Origin of the sequence: Saccharopolyspora dendranthemae (assembly GCF_007829955.1) — a bacterium.
In the GTDB taxonomy this organism is placed as follows: domain Bacteria; phylum Actinomycetota; class Actinomycetes; order Mycobacteriales; family Pseudonocardiaceae; genus Saccharopolyspora; species Saccharopolyspora dendranthemae.
Genome location: NZ_VIWX01000002.1, coordinates 1,186,312 through 1,208,302 on the forward strand (window position 1 = coordinate 1,186,312; position 21,991 = coordinate 1,208,302).

At 71.0% G+C, this 21,991-nt stretch carries 19 protein-coding genes; 9 read left to right on the top strand and 10 right to left on the bottom strand.

The window, feature by feature from the left end:
• Both FHU35_RS14280 and fxsT read left to right on the top strand, forming a co-directional pair.
• Positions 1–1,041 (top strand): AAA family ATPase, encoded by a 1,041-nt coding sequence (locus tag FHU35_RS14280; protein ID WP_425474140.1) that lies wholly within the window; start codon positions 1–3, stop codon positions 1,039–1,041.
• Complete coding sequence (fxsT, locus tag FHU35_RS14285) at positions 1,038–5,336, top strand: FxSxx-COOH system tetratricopeptide repeat protein (protein ID WP_145739481.1); 4,299 nt, start codon at positions 1,038–1,040, stop codon at positions 5,334–5,336. Before FHU35_RS14280 ends, fxsT begins: the two co-directional genes overlap by 4 nt.
• Here fxsT and FHU35_RS14290 read toward each other — a convergent pair.
• The 6 genes from FHU35_RS14290 to FHU35_RS14310 all read right to left on the bottom strand — a co-directional run bounded on the left by FHU35_RS14290 (position 5,333) and on the right by FHU35_RS14310 (position 10,965).
• On the bottom strand, positions 5,333–7,141 hold the full coding sequence (locus tag FHU35_RS14290; RefSeq protein WP_145739483.1) for an HEXXH motif domain-containing protein: 1,809 nt from the start codon (positions 7,139–7,141) through the stop codon (positions 5,333–5,335). The two genes, fxsT and FHU35_RS14290, sit on opposite strands and share 4 nt — an antisense overlap.
• Complete coding sequence (locus tag FHU35_RS29295) at positions 7,116–7,280, bottom strand: hypothetical protein (RefSeq protein ID WP_186459415.1); 165 nt, start codon at positions 7,278–7,280, stop codon at positions 7,116–7,118. Before FHU35_RS29295 ends, FHU35_RS14290 begins: the two co-directional genes overlap by 26 nt.
• A 159-nt stretch (positions 7,281–7,439) precedes the next feature.
• Positions 7,440–8,276 carry an effector-associated domain 2-containing protein gene (locus FHU35_RS14295; RefSeq protein ID WP_145739485.1) on the bottom strand — a complete coding sequence of 279 codons (837 nt, stop codon included), beginning with the start codon at positions 8,274–8,276 and terminating at the stop codon, positions 7,440–7,442.
• 80 nt (positions 8,277–8,356) lie between these two features.
• A complete protein-coding gene (locus FHU35_RS14300) occupies positions 8,357–8,755 on the bottom strand; it encodes a Zn-ribbon domain-containing OB-fold protein (RefSeq protein WP_145739487.1) in 399 nt (132 codons plus the stop codon).
• A gap of 10 nt (positions 8,756–8,765) precedes the next feature.
• On the bottom strand, positions 8,766–9,944 hold the full coding sequence (locus FHU35_RS14305; RefSeq protein WP_145739489.1) for a thiolase family protein: 1,179 nt from the start codon (positions 9,942–9,944) through the stop codon (positions 8,766–8,768).
• Between the two features lie 70 nt (positions 9,945–10,014).
• Entirely contained in the window at positions 10,015–10,965 is a 951-nt protein-coding gene (locus tag FHU35_RS14310; RefSeq protein WP_145739491.1) for a phosphotriesterase family protein, read from the bottom strand.
• 94 nt (positions 10,966–11,059) lie between these two features.
• On the opposite strand from FHU35_RS14310, the gene FHU35_RS14315 reads away from it, so the two are divergent.
• The 3 genes from FHU35_RS14315 (at position 11,060) to FHU35_RS14325 (ending at position 13,420) form a co-directional block, all read left to right on the top strand.
• The gene (locus FHU35_RS14315) at positions 11,060–11,797 is read left to right on the top strand and encodes a hypothetical protein (protein ID WP_145739492.1); all 738 of its coding nucleotides are present in this window, start codon (positions 11,060–11,062) and stop codon (positions 11,795–11,797) included.
• Between the two features lie 35 nt (positions 11,798–11,832).
• On the top strand, positions 11,833–12,792 hold the full coding sequence (locus FHU35_RS14320; RefSeq protein ID WP_145739494.1) for an adenosine deaminase: 960 nt from the start codon (positions 11,833–11,835) through the stop codon (positions 12,790–12,792).
• An 82-nt stretch (positions 12,793–12,874) separates the two neighbouring features.
• Entirely contained in the window at positions 12,875–13,420 is a 546-nt protein-coding gene (locus tag FHU35_RS14325) for a type 1 glutamine amidotransferase domain-containing protein (protein WP_145739496.1), read from the top strand.
• A gap of 1 nt (position 13,421) precedes the next feature.
• Here FHU35_RS14325 and FHU35_RS14330 read toward each other — a convergent pair whose 3' ends face one another.
• Together FHU35_RS14330 and FHU35_RS14335 are read right to left on the bottom strand one after the other, a co-directional pair.
• Positions 13,422–14,045: a class I SAM-dependent methyltransferase gene (locus FHU35_RS14330; protein WP_246110294.1), complete on the bottom strand. Its 624-nt coding sequence runs from the start codon at positions 14,043–14,045 to the stop codon at positions 13,422–13,424.
• A 42-nt stretch (positions 14,046–14,087) separates the two neighbouring features.
• Complete coding sequence (locus FHU35_RS14335; RefSeq protein WP_145739498.1) at positions 14,088–15,068, bottom strand: DivIVA domain-containing protein; 981 nt, start codon at positions 15,066–15,068, stop codon at positions 14,088–14,090.
• Positions 15,069–15,349: 281 nt separating this feature from the next.
• On the opposite strand from FHU35_RS14335, the gene FHU35_RS30195 reads away from it, so the two are divergent.
• A complete protein-coding gene (locus tag FHU35_RS30195) occupies positions 15,350–16,558 on the top strand; it encodes a phosphodiester glycosidase family protein (RefSeq protein WP_145740058.1) in 1,209 nt (402 codons plus the stop codon).
• Here FHU35_RS30195 and FHU35_RS14345 read toward each other — a convergent pair.
• Positions 16,548–17,837 carry an MFS transporter gene (locus tag FHU35_RS14345; RefSeq protein WP_145739500.1) on the bottom strand — a complete coding sequence of 430 codons (1,290 nt, stop codon included), beginning with the start codon at positions 17,835–17,837 and terminating at the stop codon, positions 16,548–16,550. The genes FHU35_RS30195 and FHU35_RS14345 overlap by 11 nt on opposite strands.
• 26 nt (positions 17,838–17,863) lie before the next feature.
• Complete coding sequence (gene hisD / locus FHU35_RS14350) at positions 17,864–19,183, bottom strand: histidinol dehydrogenase (protein ID WP_145739502.1); 1,320 nt, start codon at positions 19,181–19,183, stop codon at positions 17,864–17,866.
• Between the two features lie 107 nt (positions 19,184–19,290).
• Between hisD and FHU35_RS14355 the strand changes: the two genes are divergently transcribed.
• The 3 genes from FHU35_RS14355 to FHU35_RS14365 all read left to right on the top strand — a co-directional run bounded on the left by FHU35_RS14355 (position 19,291) and on the right by FHU35_RS14365 (position 21,978).
• Positions 19,291–20,292, top strand: a complete 1,002-nt coding sequence (locus tag FHU35_RS14355) for a LacI family DNA-binding transcriptional regulator (protein ID WP_145739504.1) — start codon at positions 19,291–19,293, stop codon at positions 20,290–20,292.
• A 57-nt stretch (positions 20,293–20,349) separates the two neighbouring features.
• Positions 20,350–21,333: an Acg family FMN-binding oxidoreductase gene (locus tag FHU35_RS14360; RefSeq protein WP_145739506.1), complete on the top strand. Its 984-nt coding sequence runs from the start codon at positions 20,350–20,352 to the stop codon at positions 21,331–21,333.
• Positions 21,334–21,408: 75 nt separating this feature from the next.
• Positions 21,409–21,978, top strand: a complete 570-nt coding sequence (locus FHU35_RS14365) for a dihydrofolate reductase family protein (protein WP_145739508.1) — start codon at positions 21,409–21,411, stop codon at positions 21,976–21,978.
• Positions 21,979–21,991 lie beyond the last annotated feature (13 nt).

Below are 21,991 nucleotides of genomic sequence, written 5' to 3' on the forward strand. Positions count from 1 at the left end.
ATCGACGACGATCCGTTGGACAGCAACGACGGGGACTGGCGGATCTACCGCGGCACCGGGCGGGCGGGCGAAACGCCGCTCCGGTCGTTGCCGGAACCGCCGCCGTGGCGCCGGTTCCGCGGCACCGGCTCGGTGGCGGTCCCCGCCGAGGACGACGGGGAGACCGCGCGGCGCATCGGCGGCGCGGATCAGCGGCCTCGCACCCCGCACCGGCACGAGGTCGAGATGGTCAACGCCGCGATCCACCTCCGCCGCCCGCTGCTGGTGACAGGCCGCCCCGGCACCGGGAAATCGAGCCTGGCCTACCTCATCGCACGGGAGCTCGGGCTGGGGCCGGTCCTGCGCTGGCCGGTGACCAGCCGAACCGAGCTCACCGGCGGGCTCTACCACTACGACGCGATCGCGCGGGTGCAGGAAGCCGGGACCCGCCGGGATGGCGAAGACCCGCCCGACATCGGTGATTTCATCCGGCTGGGCCCGCTCGGCACGGCGCTGCTGCCCTACGAGCTCCCCAGGGTCCTGCTCATCGACGAGCTGGACAAGAGCGACATCGACCTGCCCAACGACCTGCTCAACGTCGTCGAGGAAGGCGAGTACGAGATCCCCGAGCTGGTCCGCGTCGCCAAGCGGCAGCCGAACGTCACGGTGCTCACCCATGACGAGGCAGGAGGCGCCGAGGTGCGTCGTGGCGTGGTTCGCTGCCGGGCGTTCCCGATCGTCATCATCACCACCAACGGCGAGCGCGAGTTCCCCCCGGCGTTCCTGCGCCGGTGCCTCAAGCTGGACCTCGAACCACCGACCTCGGATCAGCTGGCATCCATGGTCGCGGCCCAGTTCGGCGACACCGACCGCGTCGACATCGCCCACCTGGTGCGGGAATTCCTGCAGCGCAGCGACGAGGTCGGCGGTCTGGCCGCGGATCAGCTGCTCAACTCCGTGCACCTGGCCGTGCAGATGGCCACGTCCGGCACGGCCGACGAGGACGAGTGGCAGGGACTCCTGCAGGCGGTGTGGCACTCGCTGTCAGCGGAGTCGGAATGACCGATCCGCCGACCACCCCTCCCCCGGCCGAGCTCACCTATCGCGACGTCCGCGACGCGCTCTGGCTGGCCCGGCGGATCGTCGGCGACGACGCTGTCAGCACCACCGAGCAGAACACCGCAGATCCCCTGCCGCCGCCCGAAGAGGACCTGCCGGAGCCGAGCCCGCCGGAGGAACCCACCGGGTCGCGGGACCGGCAGGACCTCGGCCCGCAGTCGCGACGACTGCTGCCGCCGGGCCTGCTCGGCACCCCCGGCCAGACGACCACCGCTCCGGTGGTCTCCTCCGCAGCGCCGAAGCTGCGCCGGGCCGGCGAACTGGCGCGGGCGTTGCGGCCGTTCGCGCGGGCGGTGCCGTCGCGGTGGAAGACCGAGCTCGACGAGGAGGCCACAGCGGTGCGCGCCGCCGAGTCCGGCCAGTGGATCCCGGTGTGGCGCCCGGCCGAGGCGCGTCGCTTCGACGTCGCGCTGGTCGTGGACACCGCCGCGTCGATGGAGCTGTGGCGGCCCGCGGTGGGCGAGTTCCGGCGCATGCTGGAACGTCTCGGGGCCTTCCGCGACGTCCGCGTCTTCCACGTCGACTGCTCGGCTCAGACCGCCGGCGAGCTCGTGATCACCGCCGAGGGATCGGACCAGGCGCGCGGCTGGCGCGAACTCCTCGACCCGGCGGGCGAACGCCTGGTCCTGGTGGCCAGCGACACGATCGGAGCGGGATGGCGCAGCGGCGCCGTCGCCCGACTGCTCGCCCGTTGGGGCGCTCGCACACCCACGGCGGTGCTGCACACGATGCCGCGCCGGCTCTGGCACTGGGGCGGGATCGCGCCACGACCGGTGCGCCTCTCGACGCCCGCCGCGGGCTCTCCCCATCAGCGCCTGCGTGCGCACTTCCGCGTCGAACCGGCCGAGTTCCACACCCCGGGAGCGGTACCGATCCCGGTGCTGGAGCAGTCGGCCGAATGGCTCGAGGGCTGGTCGCAGCTGGTAGCTCGGCCCGGTTCGGGCTGGATCGAGACCACCGCGGTGCTCGCCGACCCGCTGACCCCCGAGGAGGAGGTCACCGACGAAGCGCCCGAGGTCGACGACGAGACCGCCGAGGATCAGCTGCTGCGGTTCCGCACCTTCGCGTCCCCGCAGGCCTTCGAACTGGCCGGCCTGCTGGCGGCAGTGCCGCTCAGCACTCCGATCATGCGCCAGGTCCAGCGGGTGATGCTGCCCGACTCCGACCTCTCGGTGCTGGCAGAGGTGGTGCTCGGCGGCCTCCTCGAACGCATCCGCCCCAGCACGTCGGCGCGGGATCCCGCCACGCCCACGCACGACTTCAAGGACGGGCTGCGCGCCGAACTGCTCTCCACCGGGCACCGCGCCGATTCCGTGCGCGTCGCCAGGGTGATCGCCGACTGGGGCGATCACAATCCGGCTCTGCGAAACTTCAAAGAAGCCGTCGATCACCCGGAATCCGCGAATTATCCAGATTTCAACGACGAGAACGCGCCCTATCTCGAAGTCCAGCGAACACTGCTGCGCGCGCTCAGCGGAGCGCATCTGGGGCGCGCCAATCACATCGGGCGAGAGATGTTGAGAAGGATTGCGGACGAGCCGAGCGTCGCGGTGAAATCAGCTGAGATTCCGATTTCACCTTGGCGGCCGGATCGCGAAAGCGAGCCGATGGAAGACGAGCAAGCGAAGGAAGACCAATTGACGCCGACCCAGTCTCTGCCCGGCCGAGCAGAGGCAGCACCATCCCTCCCAGAAGGAGGTGACGTGACCGCACCCGGTTACGCCCAGCCAGCAGAAGGTGGTCCACCCGCCGATCAGCCCACCGTCTGGGGCGGCGAGATCCCGCTCCGCAACCCGGGATTCGTGGGCCGAAGCGAACTCCTCGAGCAGTTGCACTCCCAGCTCGCCGAGCCCGGCACGACCGCCGTTCTCCCGGAAGCGCTGCACGGGCTCGGCGGCGTGGGCAAGACGCAGACCGTCGTCGAGTACATCTACCGCCACGCGGCCGACTACGACCTCATCTGGTGGGTCAGCGCCGAACGCCTCACCCAGATCAGGGCCGGTTTCGTCGAGCTCGCCAGGCAGATCGGCCTGCCCGCCGCCAGCACCGCCGAAGCGGCCGTGGCCTCCGTGGTCGATGCGCTGCGCAGGCGAACCCCGTTCGCGCGGTGGCTCCTGGTCTTCGACAACGCCGACCGGCCGGACGACCTGCGCCCGTTCATCCCGGCCGTCGGCGGGCACGTCATCGTGACCTCCCGCAACCCCGACTGGTCCGGGATCGCGCGCACCGTCGAGGTCGACCTGTTCACCCGCCGGGAGAGCGAGGAGCTGCTGCGCAGGCGGGACGACACGATCGGCCAGGACGAGGCGGACCTGCTGGCCGACGCGCTCGGCGACCTGCCCCTGGCGATCGAGCAGGCCTCGGCCTGGCGCTCGCAGACCGGGATGCCGGTGCGGGAGTACATCGAACTGCTCAACGCGGGGCGCAGCGAGTTGCTCGAATCGACCAACCGCAGCGACACCGACCTCCCGGTCGCGGCGGTGTGGAACGTGACGTTGTCGCGGTTGCGCACCGAGCATCCCGCGGCGCTCCAACTCCTGCAGATATGTGCGTTTTTCGGCCCGGAACCGATCAGCCGGGATTATTTCTCGCACGCCCGCGGAATTCCGGTTCCCGATGAGTTGCGCGAAGCGATCATGGATCCGATCAAGCTCAACAGAGCCATTCGTGAATTCAGCCGGTACAGCCTCGCGAAAATTGATCACCGCAGAAACACCCTGCAACTCCACAGACTGGTGCAAACCGTCCTGCGGAATCAGGTCGCGGCCGAAGAACATGAAGACATGCGCCACATCGTGCACCTGCTGCTCGCTTCCGGTGCACCGTCGGATCCGACCGAGTCGGAGAACTGGCCGCGCTACGAGAACATGCTCCCCCACTTCGCCCTCTCCGGAGCCGCGCGCTGCGACGACGAGTGGGTCCGCAGGGTCTCGGTGCACCTGATCCAGTTCCTGCTCAACATCGGGGACTACGAAGGCGCCCGGGACCTCTCCGGCGAGGCGTGGCAGGAACTCACCGCCAAGCTCGGCGAAACCCATCTCGACACCCTCCAGATGGCCCGGCAGCACGGCATCGCGCTGCGGCGCTTCGGGCAGCTGCGCAAGGGGCGCGATCTCAACCAGCGGACCTACCGGCTGTTGCAGGACCAGGTCGAGCCCGACAGCGAGCACCTCATGACCATGGCCGACGTCCTGGCCACCGATCAGCGCGTCCACGGCGAGTTCGCCCAGGAGCTGGAGACCCGCAAGGACGTCCACGACAGGGCACGCAGGCTGCTGGGCGAGGACGATCCCGAAACACTGCGCTACGCCTACAACTACTGCGGCGCGCTCCGCCTGGCGGGCCAGTTCTCCCGCGCCCGCGAGCTCGACGAGCAGACCTGGCGCAAGCGGGTCGAGCTGCTGGGTTCCGACAACGTCGGCACACTGTCCTCGCTCAACGCGCTGGCGATCGACCAGCGCGAGTGCGGGCAGTACTGGGACGCCGAGCGCACGCAGGCCGACGCGCTGGCGAAGGAACGCAGGCTCTTCGGCGACGATCACGCGACCACCCGCGCCGCGGCGCGGAGCCTGGCCGTGGCGAAGCTGCGCACCGGTGACTACGAGGCCGCGCACGAGCTGGCCGTGGAGTGCCACGAGCGCGCGGTCCGGCGACTCGGCCCGGTCCACGAGGACTCCGCGACGACGCTGATGAACGTCTCGGCGAGCCATCGCAAGCTCCGCGAGCTGGAGAAGGCGCTCGAGCTGGGCGAGCAGAGCGCGGAGACGCTGGCCAGGGCCAACGGATCCGAGCACCCGTTCACCCTGGTGACCTTGACCAACCTCGCGGTGATCAACCGGCTGCTGGGCAAGCCGGATCAGGCGCTCAAGCTCAACCAGCGGCTGGTGAGCGCCTTCCGCTCGGCGTTCACCGCCGACCACCCGTTCGCCCTGGTCGCGGCGACGAACATGGCCAGCGACCTGGCGGCGGGCGGCGATGCCGAGGCCGCGCACGAGCTGGACGAGGACACCGCGGCGCGGTTCGAGCGGGTGCTCGGCGCCGAGCACCCGGCGACGCTGGCGGCGACGTTCAACCGGTCGCTCGACCTTGCCCTGCTCGGCAGGCACGACGAGTCGGCGATCCTGCAGAGCAAGGCGGTGCAGGCGCTGCGCGGCGCGCTCGGATCCGAGCATCCCGACGTCCTGGCGGCGGCCGCGGGCGTCCGCCTCGACACCGAGACGGACACGATGCAGCTCTAGCCCGCGGCGAACCACTCCGCGAACTCGACAGCAGGAGGAGGCGCACCGCCGAGAGCCACGACTCGGCGGTGGACCTCGACCACGAGCTCCGGGTGGGACACCAGGGTCCCTCCGGTGCGCGCTCCGGAAGCGCGCATCGCCAGCCCGAGCCCCACCCAGGCTCCGTGGTCGCCCCCGTCGATCGCCAGTGCTTCGACGTACCCCCGCAGCGCTCGTTCCGGGCTGCCGGCCACGAGCGCCACATCGGGGTCCTGGGCGAGGCGGTCGAATGCAGGCGGGTCGAGGGCTCGCAGCCGCAGCAACCGGGGCCGGGCGGAGGTCCCGACGCGCCGCCGGTCGGCGACGACCGCTCCTTCGCCCACGTCCGGCGGGGTTCCGCGGCACGACCACGCGTCGACGGCAGCGCGCACCACGCTCTCGTCCGGCGCGAGGTTGCGGATCCTCCAAGCCAGCCGGTGTTCCTCGCACAGCGCCGCCGCGATCTCCGCGGTCTCGGGAGAGACTTCCACCTCCTCGCTCGCCGCGAGCCGCCGGGCTACGGCCCCGACCAGCCCGCGGCCCAGCGCGGTCAGCCCGGCGGCGGAGTCGATCGAGGCCATCGCGCGGCGAAGTTGTTCGCGGTGGTGGGCCAAGTGGAAATCCGCCTGCCGCCGGGCGGATTCCTCGCCGGTGTTCCTGCGCAGCTCCCAGAACTCGACCACGGCGGCGAAGGAGTACACGCCGTGCAGCAGCCCCGGGAGCGGCCGCGGGTCGGCGCGCCACGGGGCGAGGTACCGCGTTCCGTCGTCGACCGCGATCTCGACGAGGTTCATCAGCGCGTTGAGCTTGTTGTGCTGGAGCTCGTGGACCAGCACCTCCGCCATCATCTCGGGCGAGGCCACTGGTGACATCGCGATGGCGCCGAACGCGCCGCGCGAGGAGGCGCCAATCGTTCCCGACTCCGGTTCCAGCGGACTGATCGTGCCGATGCATGCCGCGAGTTCCCGGGCCCGCTCGGGCTGGAGCTCACTGAGCTCCGCCCACGCCGCGTCGATCAGCTTGGTCCACTCCCCGCGTTCGTCCTCGTCCAACGGGCGCGGCGGGCGCGGATCGCCGAACTCCCGGTAGGGATCGTGGTCGTCGATCGCCACCGTCAGCTCACCGGCCGCCGAGCGCGGCGTGGTGTGCGACCAAGAACGGGTGAAGTGCGGCGAATCGGCGTCCAGCCGGAGGTCCAGGCTCCGCCGCAGGGCGGTGAGCTCCGCTCCCCCGGGAACGCTGCGCAGCTCGGCCCGGGCGACGGGGAAGCTCATCCGGACGCGGACCCACCCCAGCGACGGCAGCACGACGCAGCCGTGGGAAACGGGAACCGTTAGTGCGAAGGGGATCCCGGTGCGCAGTGCGGCCGCTGCCGCCACCAGGTTCAGGTGTTCCAGGTCCAGGTCGCCGCTCTGCTGCGCCTGGTGCAGGACGTGCCGGAGCCACACCCCCACGCCCGGGCTCATCAGGACCGCCCGGACCTCTTCGGCCGAGCGGGTCTCGGCGCGTTCGAGCAGTCGCCAGGCCGCGTCGACGGCCGCGGAAGACCGCTGGTCGACAGCCGTTTCCAGGACGGCACGCAGCTGCAGGCGGCGTCGGCTCCACTCGCTGGTGGCCAGCGCCCGCATCGTTGCGGTGCCGGCCGTTCCGCTGCACAGCTGCCCGAACAACTCCGGGCTGAGCCGGTGCATCCGAAGCGCGTCCCGCTCGCTCGCCGGAACGGTCAGCGGCTCCCGGCCGTCGGCCCGCGCGAAGCGTTCGCTAATCGCTCTGGCCCTGGATCTCATCGGCAGGTGCGGTGCCGCTGCCGGTCAGCTCGCGTTCGAGAGCTGCCACCAGTTCCGGTGAGCGGGTGGTGCGGAGCTCTGCCAGCGACATCGTTGTCAGGTCCGGCAGCTCTGACATCAGGTCCCCGATCGAGGTCATGCTCAGCCTCCCCAGTGATTGGACAACCCCGTGGTTGCGCATGCCTCCAATGTCATTCTCCCCCAGGGCGTCAGCGCGGAACATGGTCCGATCGGGGGCGGCAGGCCGGTCCGTGCGAACCACCGCAACCGCCGTGCGCGGCAACTCCGATTAGCCCGCTCACCCGTCCGCACCAACGTCGGTCACGATCTCGCGGACCCGCCGGACGGGCAGCGAGTCACCCTCCACCTCCCGCAGCGCGCGGACCAGTTCCTGCACACCTCCGTCGTAGTTCCGGCAGGTCGTCACGATGTTCATCACGTGCAGGCGGGCGCGCGGATTCCCCGCCACCGAGTTGCGGATCTCCGGGCGGAGTTGGCCGAGCAGCAGCTTGCGGCTCTCGTCGTCGGCGACGGTCGGCACCTCCAGCAGGGCGTCCACCAACGCGAAGATCTCCGCTGCCGCGGTGGCTGAGGCGCGGGCGGCGGTGTGCGGTCCGGGATCCGACCCGCCCAGCGGCGGGCTCGGATGTTCCGGATCCCCGCCGAGCGTCCGCAGCAGCTGCTCGGCGCCCGCCTCGCTGAACTCCCGCACGAAGTAGTGGGACGCGCTGTAGGGCTGCAGGAACAGCGGGATGCCGCCGAGGTCTCCGCCGGGAAGGACCACGGGGAGGACCTTGCGGAACCACACCTCGCGATCGGAGTGCAGGAGTTCGCGCAGCAGCGCGGTTTCCGTCTGGATCCCGCGATGGACTTTCGAGGGTGCAGAGCCGTCCCCCATGCGGGCCAACATCGGTGAGGCGATCACCAGCACGAAGTCCGCGGCGCGCATCTCGGAGATGGCCCAGGCCAGCCAGTCCCGCCGGTCCTGGTTGTCCCACCGGTCGAGCTCGGCGTCGACTCCCTGGGCTCGCAGGAACGTCGCGAACTCCCGGACGTGGTTCATGTGGTCTTCGGCGTCGTGGGCGTAGGAGACGAACACCCGGGGCCCTCGGGAGCCGTGGGATTCCGATGACATCACTGGCCTTTCACCGGCGGAGCGGATCTTCCAGTCTCATCCGGGCCGCGCCCGGTGTCATGCGCCCGTGGTTGCAACCATCACCCTCTCGCGGGGCGGAAGTACGGGACCACCTCGTGCTCCGGTTCCGGTCCCGAGGGCTCGAACGCGACCTGGACGCGCATGTCGGTGAGGTCGGCCTCGCCATCGACCTCGTCGAGACGGGTCCACCACCAGGGACCTTCGTCGAGTTCGACGATCCCGACCACCAGGCGGAACGATCCGCCGTCGGGGAGCTTGTGGTGCACCGCGGACCAGGAGACGACGCGCCCGGCCCCGCTCGCCGCGACCTGCTCCACGTCGTCGTCCGGCGCGATGGGGGTGTGCGGGCTCAGGTACTCGCCGGTGTCGCGGCGTCGCGGGAGGCGGAGTTCGCCGAGGCGGGTTCCGTCGAAGAACGCCGCGCTGGCGCGGTCTCTGGCGACCGGGACGAGGGCCATCGAGCCTCCTTCAGGCGGACAGCACGAGCGTGCTGTGGTGGGAGAAGATCCCGCCGTTGCCCGACACCAGCAGCAGCTCGTGGTCGGGCACCTGGCGGTCGCCGGCGTGGCCGCGTGCCTGGATGATCGCTTCCGACAGCGGCGTCATGCCCCACATGTAGTAGGACGACAGCTGCCCGCCCCCGGTGTTGACCGGCAGTGATCCGCCGGGGCCGAGAACCCCGGGCGTCGCGACGAACTCGCCGCCCTCGCCCTTGGCGCAGAAACCGTAGTCCTCCAGCGTCAGCAGCACGGTGAAGGTGTAGCAGTCGTAGAGCTGGGCGAGGTCGATGTCGCCCAGCGACACGCCTGCCATCCGCAGCGCCTCCGGTCCCGCCTGTGCCGCACCGCTGACCAGGCCGAGGTCGTCGTCGCGCCGCATCGACCGGCCCGGGTGCGCCTGCGCCCACCCCAGCACCGACACCGGCGGCTGTGCCAGCGCGGCCGCCCGGTCTCCCCTGGTGACGATGACGGCGATCCCGCCGTTGGAGACCATGCAGCAGTCGAACAGCCGGAAGGGCTCGGCGACCAGCCGGGACTCCTGGTGGTCGGCGATGTCCATCGGCTCCCGGAAGCGCGCCAGCGGGTTCAGCGCGGCCCAGTCGCGCTGGGCGACGGCGATCTGACCGAGCTGCTTGCTGGTCGTGCCGTAGGTCTGCATGTGGCGTCGGGCGGCCAGCGCGTAGAAGGAGTTGGGGCCGGTGAAACCGCTGCTGGCGATCAGCCCGCCCCAGCCCTTCGGCGAGTAGCGGTCGGCCGCGTAGGCCGCTCCGCTGGAGGTTCCCTCGCGCAGCGGCGCGTCGGCGAACACGCAGACCACGGTGTCGGCCATGCCGTTCTCGACCGCCATCGCGGCGTGCTGGACCATCGCCCCGGCCGTGGAGCCGAACGACTGCATCTGGCTGAGCAGCCGCAGATCTTCCAGCCCGAGGTCGTCCTGCAGGCTCAGGTCCACACCGCCGTTCAGCCCGGCCGACACGAGCAGGCCGTCGACGTCGTTCAGCCGCAACCCGGCGTCGTCCACGGCCCGGCGCACCGCCTCTGCGGCGAACTGCTGCGCGGAGCGGCCGTAGACCTTGCCCATCTCGGTCATGCCGAGACCGGCGATCGCGGCCCTCCGGTGCGCAGGCAGGTCACTGCGACTGCTCATCTGCCCCCCTTACGGAACGAACTCGATCCGAAAGTAGGCGAGGGCCTCCTCTTTGTAAACGCCCGCCGGCTCAGCCGAAGTACCGGCGCGGGTTGTCCACCAGCATCGTCGTCAGCTGCTGCTCGGTCACACCCGCCTCGCGCAGCGCCGGCAGCACGGCGTCGTGGATGTGCGTGAAGTGCCAGTTCGGCAGCGACTCCTCGACCAGCCCGTGCGGGAACCAGGAGTTGTGGCAGGAGGCGTCGTGGGCCAGGACCATCCGATCCGCCAGCCCGGCGTCGGCGAGCTCGGCGATGGTGGCCACCCGCTCGTCGGTGGGCAGCAGCAGTTCCAGGCCGAACCGGTCCATCCCGAGGTAGGAACCGTTGTCGACGAGCTCCCGCAGGTAGTCGGTGTCGGTCGTGTCGCCGCTGTGGCCGATGACGACCTGCCCGAGGTCGACACCGCTGCGCCGCAACACCTCCTGGGCCACCAGGCCGGTGCGGTGCCCGGGGCTGGTGTGCACGGTGATGGGCGCACCGGTCCGCTGGTGCGCCTCGGCCACGGCGTTGAGCACCCGCTCCACCCCCGGAGTGAGCTCCTCCTCGATGGCGCACTTGAGGAACGCGGCCTTGATACCGGTGCCCGCGATGCCCTCGGTGATGTCCTTGACGAACATCCCCACCAACGGGTCCTCCCCGCCGAGCAGCGTTCCGGGACCGAGCATCCGCAGCGACAGGGGCACGGCGTCGTAGGTGTAGAGACCGGTGGCGACGATGATGTTGAGGTCGACCTCGGCGTTGATGCGCGCGACCCGCTCGACGTCGCGGCCGAGTCCGATCACCGTCGGGTCGACGATCGTGCTGACCCCGCGCGAGACCATCTCCCGGAGCCGCCGGATCGCATCGGCGACCCGCTCCTCCTCGTCCCAGAACTCGGGGTAGTTGCGGCGAATCTCCTCGTCCAGCACGAAGACGTGCTCGTGCATGAGAACCGTGCCCAGCTGATCGGCCGGGACCTGCCCGCGAACGGTGTCCACCATTGTGCTCGTCCTCCTCGACCCACGGCGGCGTGCTCGGCACCCTAGACGTCCGATCGCCTTGCGCGAACCCGTGCGCGGTGGGCATGTTGGAGCGATGACCGTGGTGAGCACGTTGGGGGAAGCGACCTTCCGCGACGCCGAATTCCCGGACGATCCCTACCCGGGCGCCCGTCCCGGTCACTCCTTCCACCACCTCGACGGCGCCGGGTGGCGCCTGTCGCCCGACGCCGCCGCACCGTCGGGCTGGCGCGCCGGTGCGGCGGATCTCGACGACGTCCTCGCCGAGGCCGGGACCGAACCGCTCTCGGCCCGGTGGCCCGTGCTCGCCTACGGGTCGAACGCCTGCCCGAGCAAGATCACCTGGTTGCGCGAGGAGCTCGGCCTGGAAGGCCCGGTCGTGGCGCTGACGGCGCGGTGCACCGGCCTGTCGGCGGTGTGGGCCTCCGGGGTGCGCGCCCGCGACGGGCAGCGACCCGCCGTGCTCGTCTCGGCGCCCGGCGTCGTCGAGCACCACGCGGTGTGGCTCGCGACAGCCGCGCAGCGGCAGGTCCTCGACGTGTGCGAGGGGCGCGGCGAGCGCTACCGGCTCGTCCGGCTGCACGGCCCTGAGCGCATCGAGCTCGAGACCGGACGCGCCGCGGATGTGCTGGCCTACGGCGCGCTGGGCGCGATCCGCAGACCTCTGCTGGTGGACGGCCGGTTCGTGCCCTGCAGCGCGCTCGGCCAGCAGGACGCTCGCGACCTCACCGGAACACCGGCTGATTCCGACGGCCTGACCTGCACCGAGATCCCAGGCGAGCCCTCTCCCCCCGCCGCTCCGCCGGTGGTCTGAGCGCCCCGGTAGGTTTGCCCAGGGGAGGAATTCACATGTTGCCGACTGCGGAACTGCACATTCACATCGAGGGAACCCTCGAACCGGAGATGCTGGTCGAGCTGGTCGGGCGCAACGGCGTCGAGCTGCCGACCAGCGACCTCGACGAACTCCGGGCGAAGTACGACTTCAGCGATTTGCAGTCGTTCCTGGACCTCTACTACGCGAACCTGCCGGTGCTGCGCACCGATCAGGACTTCTACGACCTGACCAGCGCCTACCTCGCGCGCGCCGAGCGGGCCGGGGTCCGCCGGGCGGAGATCTTCTTCGACCCGCAGGTGCACCTGGCCAACGACGTGCCGCTGGGCGCGGTGTTCGAGGGCATCACCGGCGCGCTGAGCGATTCCCAGGTGTCCACCGATCTCATCCTGTGCTTCCTGCGCGACAAGGGACCCGAGGCCGCGGCCGAGATGCTCCGGCATGCGCTGCCCTACCGGGAGCGCTTCATCGGGGTGGGCCTGGATTCCGCCGAGGTCGGGCACCCGCCCGCACCGTTCGTGGAGGTCTTCCAGCGGGCGGCCGCCGAGGGCCTGCACCGCGTCGCCCACGCGGGCGAGGAGGGCGGGCCGGACTACGTGCGCGACGCCCTCGACGTGCTGGGAGTCGAGCGCATCGACCACGGCATCCGTGCGATGGAGGACCCGGAGCTGGTGGCCCGGCTCCGCGACGAGCAGATCCCGCTGACCGTCTGCCCACTGTCCAATGTGGCCCTCCGGGCGGTGGACAAGCTCTCCGACCACGTGCTGCCGGCGATGCTCGACGCAGGCCTGCTGGTGTGCGTCAACAGCGACGACCCCGCCTACTTCGGGGGTTACGTGGACGACAACTTCGCCGCGCTGCGCAGCGATCTCGGCCTCACCGACGATCAGCTGAAAACCTTGGCACGCAACTCCTTCGACGCCAGCTTCGCCACCGATGCGCAGAAGTCGGCTTGGAAGGCCGAGATCGGCGGCTGACCCCGTCCCCAGTGGACGCGGTTTGGGACACCTCCCCCGCGGGTACCTGTGCGAGCGGATACCCGCGAGAGGAGGTTCCACCATGGCTGAGGAGCTCAGCGGCCGGAAGGTCGCCGTGCTGGCCACCCACGGCGTCGAGCAGGTCGAGCTGACCGGGCCGCGCGAGGCCATCGAACAGGCGGGCGGTCAGGTCGAGCTCGTGTCGCTGCAGGCCGGGCAGATCCAGGCGATGAACGGCGACATCGACAAGGGCGAGACGTTCCCGGTCGACCGCGAGGTCGACCAGGTCTCGGTGCGCGACTACGACGCGCTGGTGCTGCCGGGCGGCACCATCAACCCCGATCAGCTGCGCCGCAACGGCACCGCGGTCTCGTTCGTCCGCGATTTCGTCAGCGCGGGCAAACCGGTCGGGGCGGTCTGCCACGGACCCTGGACGCTGGTCGAGGCCGACGTGGTCCGGGGGCGGCAGCTGACGTCGTTCCCCAGCATCCGCACCGACATCCGCAACGCGGGCGGCGAGGTCACCGACCAGCAGGTCGTCATCGACGACAACCTGGTCACCAGCCGCAACCCGGACGACCTGCCCGCCTTCCAGGACGCGGTGATCAAGGCGATCGCCTCCAGCTGAGTCAGGCGCGCTTGCCCGCGGCGAGGCGTTCGATGAGCCCGAGCTTGAAGCGCTCGGACTCGGTCACCTCGAAGCCCGCTGCGGGGAGGCGCTGCGAAGGGCGGCGGCGGAAGTGCTCGCCGCCCTTCGGCACCGTCACCAGCTCCGCGAGACGCTGCACCACCCGCACCGGCCACGCGGTGCTCACCACGTGGTCGGCCAGCAGCAGCACGCCGTCGGGACGCAGCACCCGGTGCATCTCGGCGATCGCCTGCTCGTGGTCGGGGATCGCGCACAGCGAGAACGTGCAGACCACGGTGTCGAACGCCCCGTCGGGGAACTGCAGCGAGCGCGCGTCGCCCTCCCGCAGCTCGGCCTCGACGCCGAGCTCGGCTCGGCGCTGCTGCGCGAGCCGGAGCATGCCCGGACTCCACTCGATCGCGGTCAGGCGGGTGCCCGCCGGGTAGAGCGGCAGGTTGAGGCCCGTGCCGACCGCGACCTCGAGCACGTCGCCCCAGGCTCGGGAGCAGACCCACTGCCTACTGTCGCGCGCCAGGTAGCGGTCGAATCGCGCCATGACGCCGTCATAGGACGCCGCGGAGTTGTCCCAGTACCGTCGCAGCTTCTCGGAGCGCTGACCGTCCACGCCGGAGAACCTACCGGACCGGGCAACCGCACGACGGCCGCTTCAGCGCCGCGGCGGCCGCCGGCGACCGGGGATCATCCGCTGCCGTGCCGCGCGGTTGTCACCGACGTGCGCGGGGAAGGCACCGGTCTGCGCTGCCACCGGCGGCGGGGTGGTGCCGGTCGCGGGAGGCAGGTTCGTCCCCGTGCTCACGGGGCGCATGTTCGTGCCCGTGCCGGTCACCGGGCGCATGTTCGTCGCGGTCGCGGGCCCGGCACCAGCCGGAACCGGGCGCATGTTCGTCCCCGTGGCGGGCCCGGCACCCGCCGACACCGGACGCATGTTCGTCCCCGTCGCGGTCACCGGGCGCATGTTCGTGCCGGTGCTGCGGGTGATGTTGCGGATGCTGGAGGACACCATGACCAGGAACGCGAGAACGCCCGCTTCGTCGTACCCGGGCATGCCGGGGGCCGGCGGGTTGAACACGGCGTTGAGGACATCGTTGGGCGTGAGGTCGTCCATGCCGCGCAAGGTCGCCTGAACCCGGTCCATGAACGCGTCGACCTCGGCCTTGTCCAGCGCGGAGCTCTGCGAGGTCGCCGGCTGCAAGCCCCGGAACCGCTCGGGCGCCACCTCGCGGGGTGCGGCGGCCTCGACGATCTGCGCCGGTTCGCGGACCGGCCGCTGGGGCAGCCGCTCCCCCGCCACTTCCTCGGGCTTCTTCGCGGTCTCGCCGGAACCGCGGGCCGGTTCCTCGGCCGGACGCGACTTGCGGCGCTCGTCGGCGCGCACCTCGAGCTTCATCAGGGTCAGCGCGACCTTGTCCAGGAACTCGTCCACCTGGACCTTCTTGTAAGCGCGCCCACCTCGAGCGCGAGGACTGAACTTGGTCGTGAGCACGTCGCGAGCGGTCACCAGTTGCTTGCCGCGCAGCGTCGCCTCGACCCTCCCCAGGAAGTGGTCGACCTCCGCCTCGTCGTATCCGCGCTCTTTGCGCCAAGCCCGGCCGAAGACGACATTCCGCACGTCATCAGGGGTGAGCATTACTCGGGCCTCCACAGGGCGTCCGCATCATTCCTCTCGGACGCATACCCGGCTGTCCCGCCGAGCCCCCGACCGCCCGTTCTGCGCGCTCCAGCTTGCCCAAACCCGGCCGCCAGATCAAGGCCCGAGCCAGCCCATTCACGTTGAGCCAACCGCGGTAACCGCGGGTGCCGGGTTGTCGTCGCGTCCACGGCGAGTTCTTTCCAGTCACACCACCCGTTCACCGCCGGCTGCTTGGGTGACTGCGGTCGCCGGAGCAGGTCGATGGAGGGGACGTGGACATGGGGGCGAGCGGGGTGGCGCGGATCGGCGCGCTGGGTGCCGCGGTGGCGTTGGTCGCACTGGTCTCACCGGTCGAGGCGGCCGAGGCGCAGGACTCCGAGGTCGTGATCGGACCGGGAGCGAGCCATCGACCGCTCTCGCTGTCCACTGCGCACGGTCCCGTTCAGGGCCACCTGGTGACGGTGGACCTGACCGACCCGAGGGCGAATCTGGGCCTGCTGCAGGCGGGTTCGGTGGCGGCGAAGGACGAGATCGCCGATCAGACCAACGCCGCCGGCGCCCTGGCGGGCGTCAACGGCGACTTCTTCAACATCAGCGAGGAGCACCCGGGCGTGGTGCCGACGAGCTCCTCGGTCGGGCCGGAGATCGCCGGCGGGGATCCGCTCAAGGGCGCGGTTCCCGACGGCCAGCGCTTCGGGCCGGCACTGCCCGGGGGAACCTCCAACGCGGACGTCTTCGCGCTGGGTGCCGACCGCAAGGCGGGGATCTCGACGCTGTCGGTGGCGGGAAAGGCCTTCGGGCCGCACGGGATCGTCGACGTCGAGGGCCTCAACCAGTACGCGCTGCCGGTCGACGGCGTCGGTGCCTTCACCCATGACTGGGGCGAGGTGTCGCGCGCACGCTCGGTCTGCGGCACCGACGCGGACCGCTCCGCGCCCTGCAGCGCCGACACCGAGGAGGTCGTCATCACCGATGGCGTCGTGCGCTCCGAAGCCGACCTGCCCGGTGCGGGCCCGATCCCCGCGGACACCGTCGTGCTGACGGGTCGCGAGCGAGGCGCTGCGGAACTCGAAGCGCTCGACCCGGGTGATCTGGTGGGCGTGCGCACCACCCTGCTCCCGGCCGACGGGATGCCGCTGAGCTTCGCCGTCGGCGCCACGCCCATCATGCGCGACGGCGCCCCCGCGCCCGACCTCGACACCGCGGAGCTCGCACCCCGCACCGCGGCCGGGATCAGCGAGGACGGACGGCGCGTCTACCTCCTGGTCGCCGACGGCCGCTCCCCCGCCAGCACCGGGCTGAACCTCCGGGAGACCGCCGGTCTGCTGGCCGACCTGGGGGCCGCTGACGCGGTCAACCTCGACGGAGGCGGTTCCTCCACCATGGCCGTCCGGACGCCCGACAGCCCCCAGGCCACCGTCCGCAACGTTCCGTCGGACGGCCGGCAGCGCCAGGTTCCCAACGGGATCGGCGTGTTCACGAACTGAGGGGCTTCCGGTAGGTCTCGGCGGCCCTGCTCATCGACCACGCCGCCACCAGGGCCCCGGCCGCGACGAGAACCGCCACGCTCCAGGAGTTCCCGCCGGACCACAGGATGAGGCTGGTGGCCAGCAGCGGGGTGAACCCGCCCAGCAGCACGCTGCCCATCTGGTAGCCGATGGACAGCCCGCTGTAGCGCAGCTGCGGCTCGAACAGCTCCACGTAGAACGCGGCGATCGGTGCGAACACCGCCGCGTGCGGAACCGCCAGGGCGATCACCAGCGCCAGCGCGATCAGCACCGGCGAACGGGTGTCGACCAGCCAGAAGAACGGCCACGCGTAGAGCGCCATGAACACCGCTCCGGCGATGAACACGGGCTTGCGCCCCACCCGATCCGACAGCGCGCCCCACATCGGCAGCGCGACGATGTTGATCGCCGCTGCGAGCATCACCCCGGTCAGTCCGGCCTGCTTCGGCAGCCCGAGGTGCTCCGTCACGTACGTGAGGATGAAAACCGTGAACACGTAGTAGTTCCCGCCCTCGGCGAAGCGCACCCCCACGGCGATCAGGATCTCGCGCGGGTGCGTGCGCAGCACTTCCACCAGGGGACGCTTCGCGGGACGGCTGTCGGTGAAGGAATCGGGCTCGCTGATCCGGAATCGGATGTAGAGCCCGACCAGCGCCAGCAGGACGCTCAGCAGGAACGGGACCCGCCATCCCCACGCCATCAGCTGCTGCTCGGGGAGCAGCGAGACCACGCTGAACGCACCGGTGCCCAGCAGCAGCCCCGCCGACACCCCGGTTTGCGGCCAGGCTCCGTACCGGCCCCGGCGACCCGCCGGAGCGTGCTCGACCGCCATCAGCACCGCGCCGCCCCACTCGCCGCCGACCGCGAACCCCTGCACCAGCCGCAGCAGGACGAGCAACGCGGGCGCCGCGAGGCCGACCTGCTGGTAGGTGGGCAGCAAGCCGATCAGGGTCGTGGCGCCGCCCATCAGGGTGAGCGTCACGACCAGCGTCGACTTGCGGCCGAGCCGGTCGCCGTAGTGCCCCGCGACGAACCCGCCCAGCGGGCGGGCGATGAATCCCGCGGCGAACGTCCCGAACGCCGCCAGCGTTCCCGCCGCCGGGGAGAGCTCGGTGAAGAACAGCCGGTTGAAGATGAGCGCGGCAGCGGTTCCGTAGATGGTGAAGTCGTACCACTCGATGACGCTGCCGATGGTGCTGGAGATGAGCGTGCGCGACGCGGATCTGTTCGGAGTTCGCGTCGTAGCGTTGACCGACATCGCCGGTGTGCCTTTCGGTTTCGTTGTCAGGGCCGGGTCAGGGCGTCCGGAGCCCATGGCAGGTCGGCGGTTCCGTGCTTGGCGGCCCGCACGTCACCGGAGCGCGCGTGGCCTTCGAAGAGCTCGACTCGCGCGGCCCGTCCGCAGATCTCGCCCAGCTCGGCGCTGGCGGCCGGGTCGGTGACCTCCTGGTAGGTGACGGTCTTGAGGTACTTGCCGACCCAGAGACCACCGGTGTAGCGAGCGGCACCTCGGGTGGGCAGCACGTGGTTGGTGCCGATCACCTTGTCCCCGTACGAGACGCAGGTCCCCTCGCCCAGGAAGAGCGCGCCGTAGTTGCGCATCTTCTCCAGCGCTTCGCGGGGTCGTTCGGTCAGGATCTGCACGTGCTCGCTGGCGTAGGTGTCGGCCAGCCGGTAGGCCTCGTCGAGGTCGTCGACGACGTGGACCTCGCCGTGGTCGCGCCACGCGGGTTCGGCGTTGTCGCGGGTGGGCATCTCCGGCAGCAGCGCGTCGATGTGCTCGATCGCCTTGCGCCCCAACTCCTCCGAGGTCGTGATGAGCACGGCCGGCGAGTCGGGGCCGTGCTCGGCCTGGCTGAGCAGGTCGACCGCGACCACGAACGGGTCGGCGCTGTCGTCGGCGACGACGAGGACCTCGGTCGGGCCGGCGAACAGGTCGATGCCGATCTCGCCGAACAGCTGGCGCTTGGCCTCGGCGACGAAGGCGTTGCCGGGTCCGGCGAGCATGTCGACGGGATCGATGGTCTCGGTGCCCAGCGCCATGCTCACCACCGCCTGCACCCCGCCCAGCAGGTAGATCTCGTCGGCGCCCGCCAGGTGCATCGCGGCGACGGTGGCGTCGGGGATCTCGCCGCGGATCGGCGGCGTGCTCGCGATGACGCGTGGGACCCCGGCCGCCTTGGCGGTCAGGATGGTCATGTGCGCCGAGGCCAGCAGCGGGTAGCGCCCGCCCGGCACGTACGCGCCCGCCGCGGCGACCGGGATGTGCTTCTGGCCCAGGTGCACGCCCGGCAGCGTCTCGACCTCGATCTCCCGCATCGACTCCAGCTGCTTCTCGGCGAACCCGCGCACCTGCTGCTGGACGAATCGGATGTCGGCGATGACCTGCTCGGGAACGCGCGCCATGATCTCGTCGATCTGCGCCTGCGAGAGCCGGAACGACTCCGGCTCCCACTTGTCGAACCGGGCGGAGTGCTCCCGCACCGCCTCGTCTCCGCGCGCCCGGATGTCGGCGATGATCGCGGCGACCTTCTCCTGCACGTCGGGCAGCGACGTCGTGGTGGCAGCCGAGGTCTGCTGGGCCCGCTTCAGCGCGAACGTCATGGTTCCCTCCCGAGATGTTTACGTACACATGAACCCTAGAGGGCGCGGATGTTTACGTAAACCCCGTAGGATGGGCTTCCTCGATGCAGACGCGAAGGAGGTGCCGGGTGGTCACCAGCCGGGACGTGGCACGGCTGGCCGGCGTGTCCCAGATGACCGTGTCCCGAGTCCTGCAGGACAACGGGAAGGTCGCGCCGCAGACGCGGGAGCGCGTGCTGGCCGCGATGCGGGAGGCCGGCTACCGGCCGCACGCCGCCGCGCGCACCATGCGCACCCGCCGCACCTCGACGGTCGGCGTCGTCGTCGCCGACATCACCAACCCCTTCTACCCGCAGCTGCTCGAAGCCGTCGCCGAAGCGCTCGACGCGGCCGGGCAGCGCGTGGTGCTGTGGAACGGCCCCGACGGTTCGGGCGCGCTGGAGTCCCTCGACGAAGGAACCGTGGACGGACTGATCTTCACCACGGTCACCGAGGCGACGCCGCAGCTCACCGACGCGGTGACCCGGGCCGAGCCGATCGTGCTGCTGCACCGCGGACTCGACGAGCTCGACTGCGACCAGGTCACCACCGACAACGCCGCGGGCGGCCGCGCGGTGGCCGACTACCTGGTGGACACCGGCCACACCCGGATCGGATTCTTGCGCGGGCCCGAACTCCCGAGCACCGCGCGTCATCGCGAGGACGGGTTCCGCCGACGTCTCGCCGATCTCGGCCACCCGCTGGCCGAAGACCTCAGCGTTGCAGGCGGTTTCGCCCACGACCTCGCCCGCTCGGCGATGCGCGAGCTGCTTCAGAGGCCCGAACCGCCGACCGCGGTGTTCTGCGCCAACGACCTCACCGCCCTGGGCGCGGTCGACGGCGCGGTCTCGCTCGGGCGCGGCGTCCCGGAGGACGTGTGGGTGATCGGCTACGACGACATCGCGATGACCGCGTGGGATTCCTACGACATCACCACCGTGCGCCAGCCGATCGCCGAGATGGCCCGCGCAGCGGTCCGGCGGTTGCTGGAGCGGATCGACGACCGCGACCTGCCGGCCCGCCGGGACCGCTTCCCGAGCGAACTCGTCGTGCGCGGCTCCACCGCGCGCACCGCGCGTCCAGCGAGTTGACCCGACGTCTGCCAGACTCGGATGGCGTTGTGCGGCCGGAACATCGAGAGGCTCGCGATGGCTTCTTTCCCGACGGCGCTGGGCCTGTCAGCGGAACGGACCCGGCAGCTGATGGGCTCCGCCGGGCTCGCGCCGTCGCTGCACAACCGGCAGCCGTGGCGATTCCGGCTCACCGAACAGGTCATCGAGGTGCACGCCGACCCGCAGCGGCGGCTGCCCGCGGCCGACCCCGATGATCGCGAGCTGCGCCTGGCCTGCGGTGCGGCGATCATGAACTTGCGGCTCGCGCTGGCCGACGCGGGGGTCCGCCCGCTCGTGGACCCGCCGCCGCCCGCTGGTTCGCCGACGACACTCGCCGAGATCCGCGGCGGCGGGCGGGCTGTGCCGACGCCCGCCGAACGCGCGCTCCACGACGCGATCGCCCGCAGGCGCAGCAACCGACGCCCGTTCCGCGAGATCCCGGTACCGGTGGCCGACCGCAACGCGCTCATCGACGCCGCGCAGCAGGAGCAGGGGTGGTTGCACGTGCTCACCCGCACCGAGCTGGACCCGTTCGCGGAACTGGTGCACCGCGCCCACCGGACGCAGGTCGACGACGAGGAGTTCCGCGCGGAGTTCGACCGCTGGACCGGACGCCGTCGCGATGAGCCCGAGGGCGTGCCGACCTCGTCGTCGGGCCCTCGACCCGAACCTCAGGACCTGTGGGTGGTCCGGGACTTCTCCGCGGGCCAAGCCCCCGAGCGGGTCGCCGGCAAGGACTTCGAGCGCGAGCCCCTGCTTGCGGTGCTGTGCTCGCACCACGACAGCAGGGCCGACGAGCTCCGAGCCGGGCAGGCCATGCAACGCGTCCTGCTGACCGCCTGCGCCCACGGCCTCTCCTCGTCCGTGCTCTCGGTGGTTACCGAAGTCGCCGAGACCCGCGATCAGCTGCGCTCGATGCTGGGCGGCTCGCTGCACCCCCAGACCGTGCTGCGCTTCGGTTACGGACCGCCCGTGCCGGAAACACCCCGGCGTGACCCCGCGGATCTGCTGATGGACTAGGTGGCGCTGCCGGGCGGGTGGGCAGCTGGGTGGAGTTCGGGCAGGATGGGACTTCGGCTGCACGAGGAGGTGCGCATGGCGAAGCTGATCTACTCCGCGATCGGTTCGCTCGACGGTTATCTGAACGACTCCGAGGGGCGCTACGACTGGGCGGTTCCCAGCGACGAGGTGTTCGCCTTCATCAACGACCGCGAGCGCAGCGCGGGCACCTACCTCTACGGGCGGCGGATGTACGAGGAGATGATCGCCTGGGAGACAGGCGATTTCACCGCGGAGGGCCCGCTGATGGAGGACTTCGCGCACCTGTGGCGCAAGGCGGAGAAGGTCGTGTTCTCCCGGACGCTGGCCGGTGTCTCCACTAGCCGGACGCGGTTGATGCGGGAATTCGAGCCGGAGTCCATCCGTCGGCTCAAGGAGTCCTGCGACGACGACCTGCTCATCGGCGGAGCCGTGCTGGGCGGTCAGGCGCTGGAGGCGGGCCTGGTCGACGAGGTCCAGGTGTACTTCGCGCCGATCCTGATCGGCGGCGGCACCCGGGTCTTCCCGTCGAACGCCCGGGTGCCGCTGAACCTCGTGGAGCACAAGCGCTTCGACAACGGCATGACGTTCCACCGCTACGCTTGCGCGGGACACGGCCAGCCGTGAGCCTCCCGGGAGT

What these genes read in the sequence shown, in the direction of transcription:
- fxsT (WP_145739481.1), top strand. Translation starts at nt 1,038, where the DNA reads ATGACCGATCCGCCGACCACCCCTCCCCCGGCCGAGCTCACCTATCGC.
- FHU35_RS14290 (WP_145739483.1), bottom strand. Translation starts at nt 7,141, where the DNA reads ATGAGATCCAGGGCCAGAGCGATTAGCGAACGCTTCGCGCGGGCCGAC.
- FHU35_RS29295 (WP_186459415.1), bottom strand. Translation starts at nt 7,280, where the DNA reads ATGACCTCGATCGGGGACCTGATGTCAGAGCTGCCGGACCTGACAACG.
- FHU35_RS14295 (WP_145739485.1), bottom strand. Translation starts at nt 8,276, where the DNA reads ATGTCATCGGAATCCCACGGCTCCCGAGGGCCCCGGGTGTTCGTCTCC.
- FHU35_RS14300 (WP_145739487.1), bottom strand. Translation starts at nt 8,755, where the DNA reads ATGGCCCTCGTCCCGGTCGCCAGAGACCGCGCCAGCGCGGCGTTCTTC.
- FHU35_RS14305 (WP_145739489.1), bottom strand. Translation starts at nt 9,944, where the DNA reads ATGAGCAGTCGCAGTGACCTGCCTGCGCACCGGAGGGCCGCGATCGCC.
- FHU35_RS14310 (WP_145739491.1), bottom strand. Translation starts at nt 10,965, where the DNA reads ATGGTGGACACCGTTCGCGGGCAGGTCCCGGCCGATCAGCTGGGCACG.
- FHU35_RS14315 (WP_145739492.1), top strand. Translation starts at nt 11,060, where the DNA reads ATGACCGTGGTGAGCACGTTGGGGGAAGCGACCTTCCGCGACGCCGAA.
- FHU35_RS14320 (WP_145739494.1), top strand. Translation starts at nt 11,833, where the DNA reads ATGTTGCCGACTGCGGAACTGCACATTCACATCGAGGGAACCCTCGAA.
- FHU35_RS14325 (WP_145739496.1), top strand. Translation starts at nt 12,875, where the DNA reads ATGGCTGAGGAGCTCAGCGGCCGGAAGGTCGCCGTGCTGGCCACCCAC.
- FHU35_RS14335 (WP_145739498.1), bottom strand. Translation starts at nt 15,068, where the DNA reads ATGCTCACCCCTGATGACGTGCGGAATGTCGTCTTCGGCCGGGCTTGG.
- FHU35_RS30195 (WP_145740058.1), top strand. Translation starts at nt 15,350, where the DNA reads ATGGGGGCGAGCGGGGTGGCGCGGATCGGCGCGCTGGGTGCCGCGGTG.
- FHU35_RS14345 (WP_145739500.1), bottom strand. Translation starts at nt 17,837, where the DNA reads ATGTCGGTCAACGCTACGACGCGAACTCCGAACAGATCCGCGTCGCGC.
- hisD (WP_145739502.1), bottom strand. Translation starts at nt 19,183, where the DNA reads ATGACGTTCGCGCTGAAGCGGGCCCAGCAGACCTCGGCTGCCACCACG.
- FHU35_RS14360 (WP_145739506.1), top strand. Translation starts at nt 20,350, where the DNA reads ATGGCTTCTTTCCCGACGGCGCTGGGCCTGTCAGCGGAACGGACCCGG.
- FHU35_RS14365 (WP_145739508.1), top strand. Translation starts at nt 21,409, where the DNA reads ATGGCGAAGCTGATCTACTCCGCGATCGGTTCGCTCGACGGTTATCTG.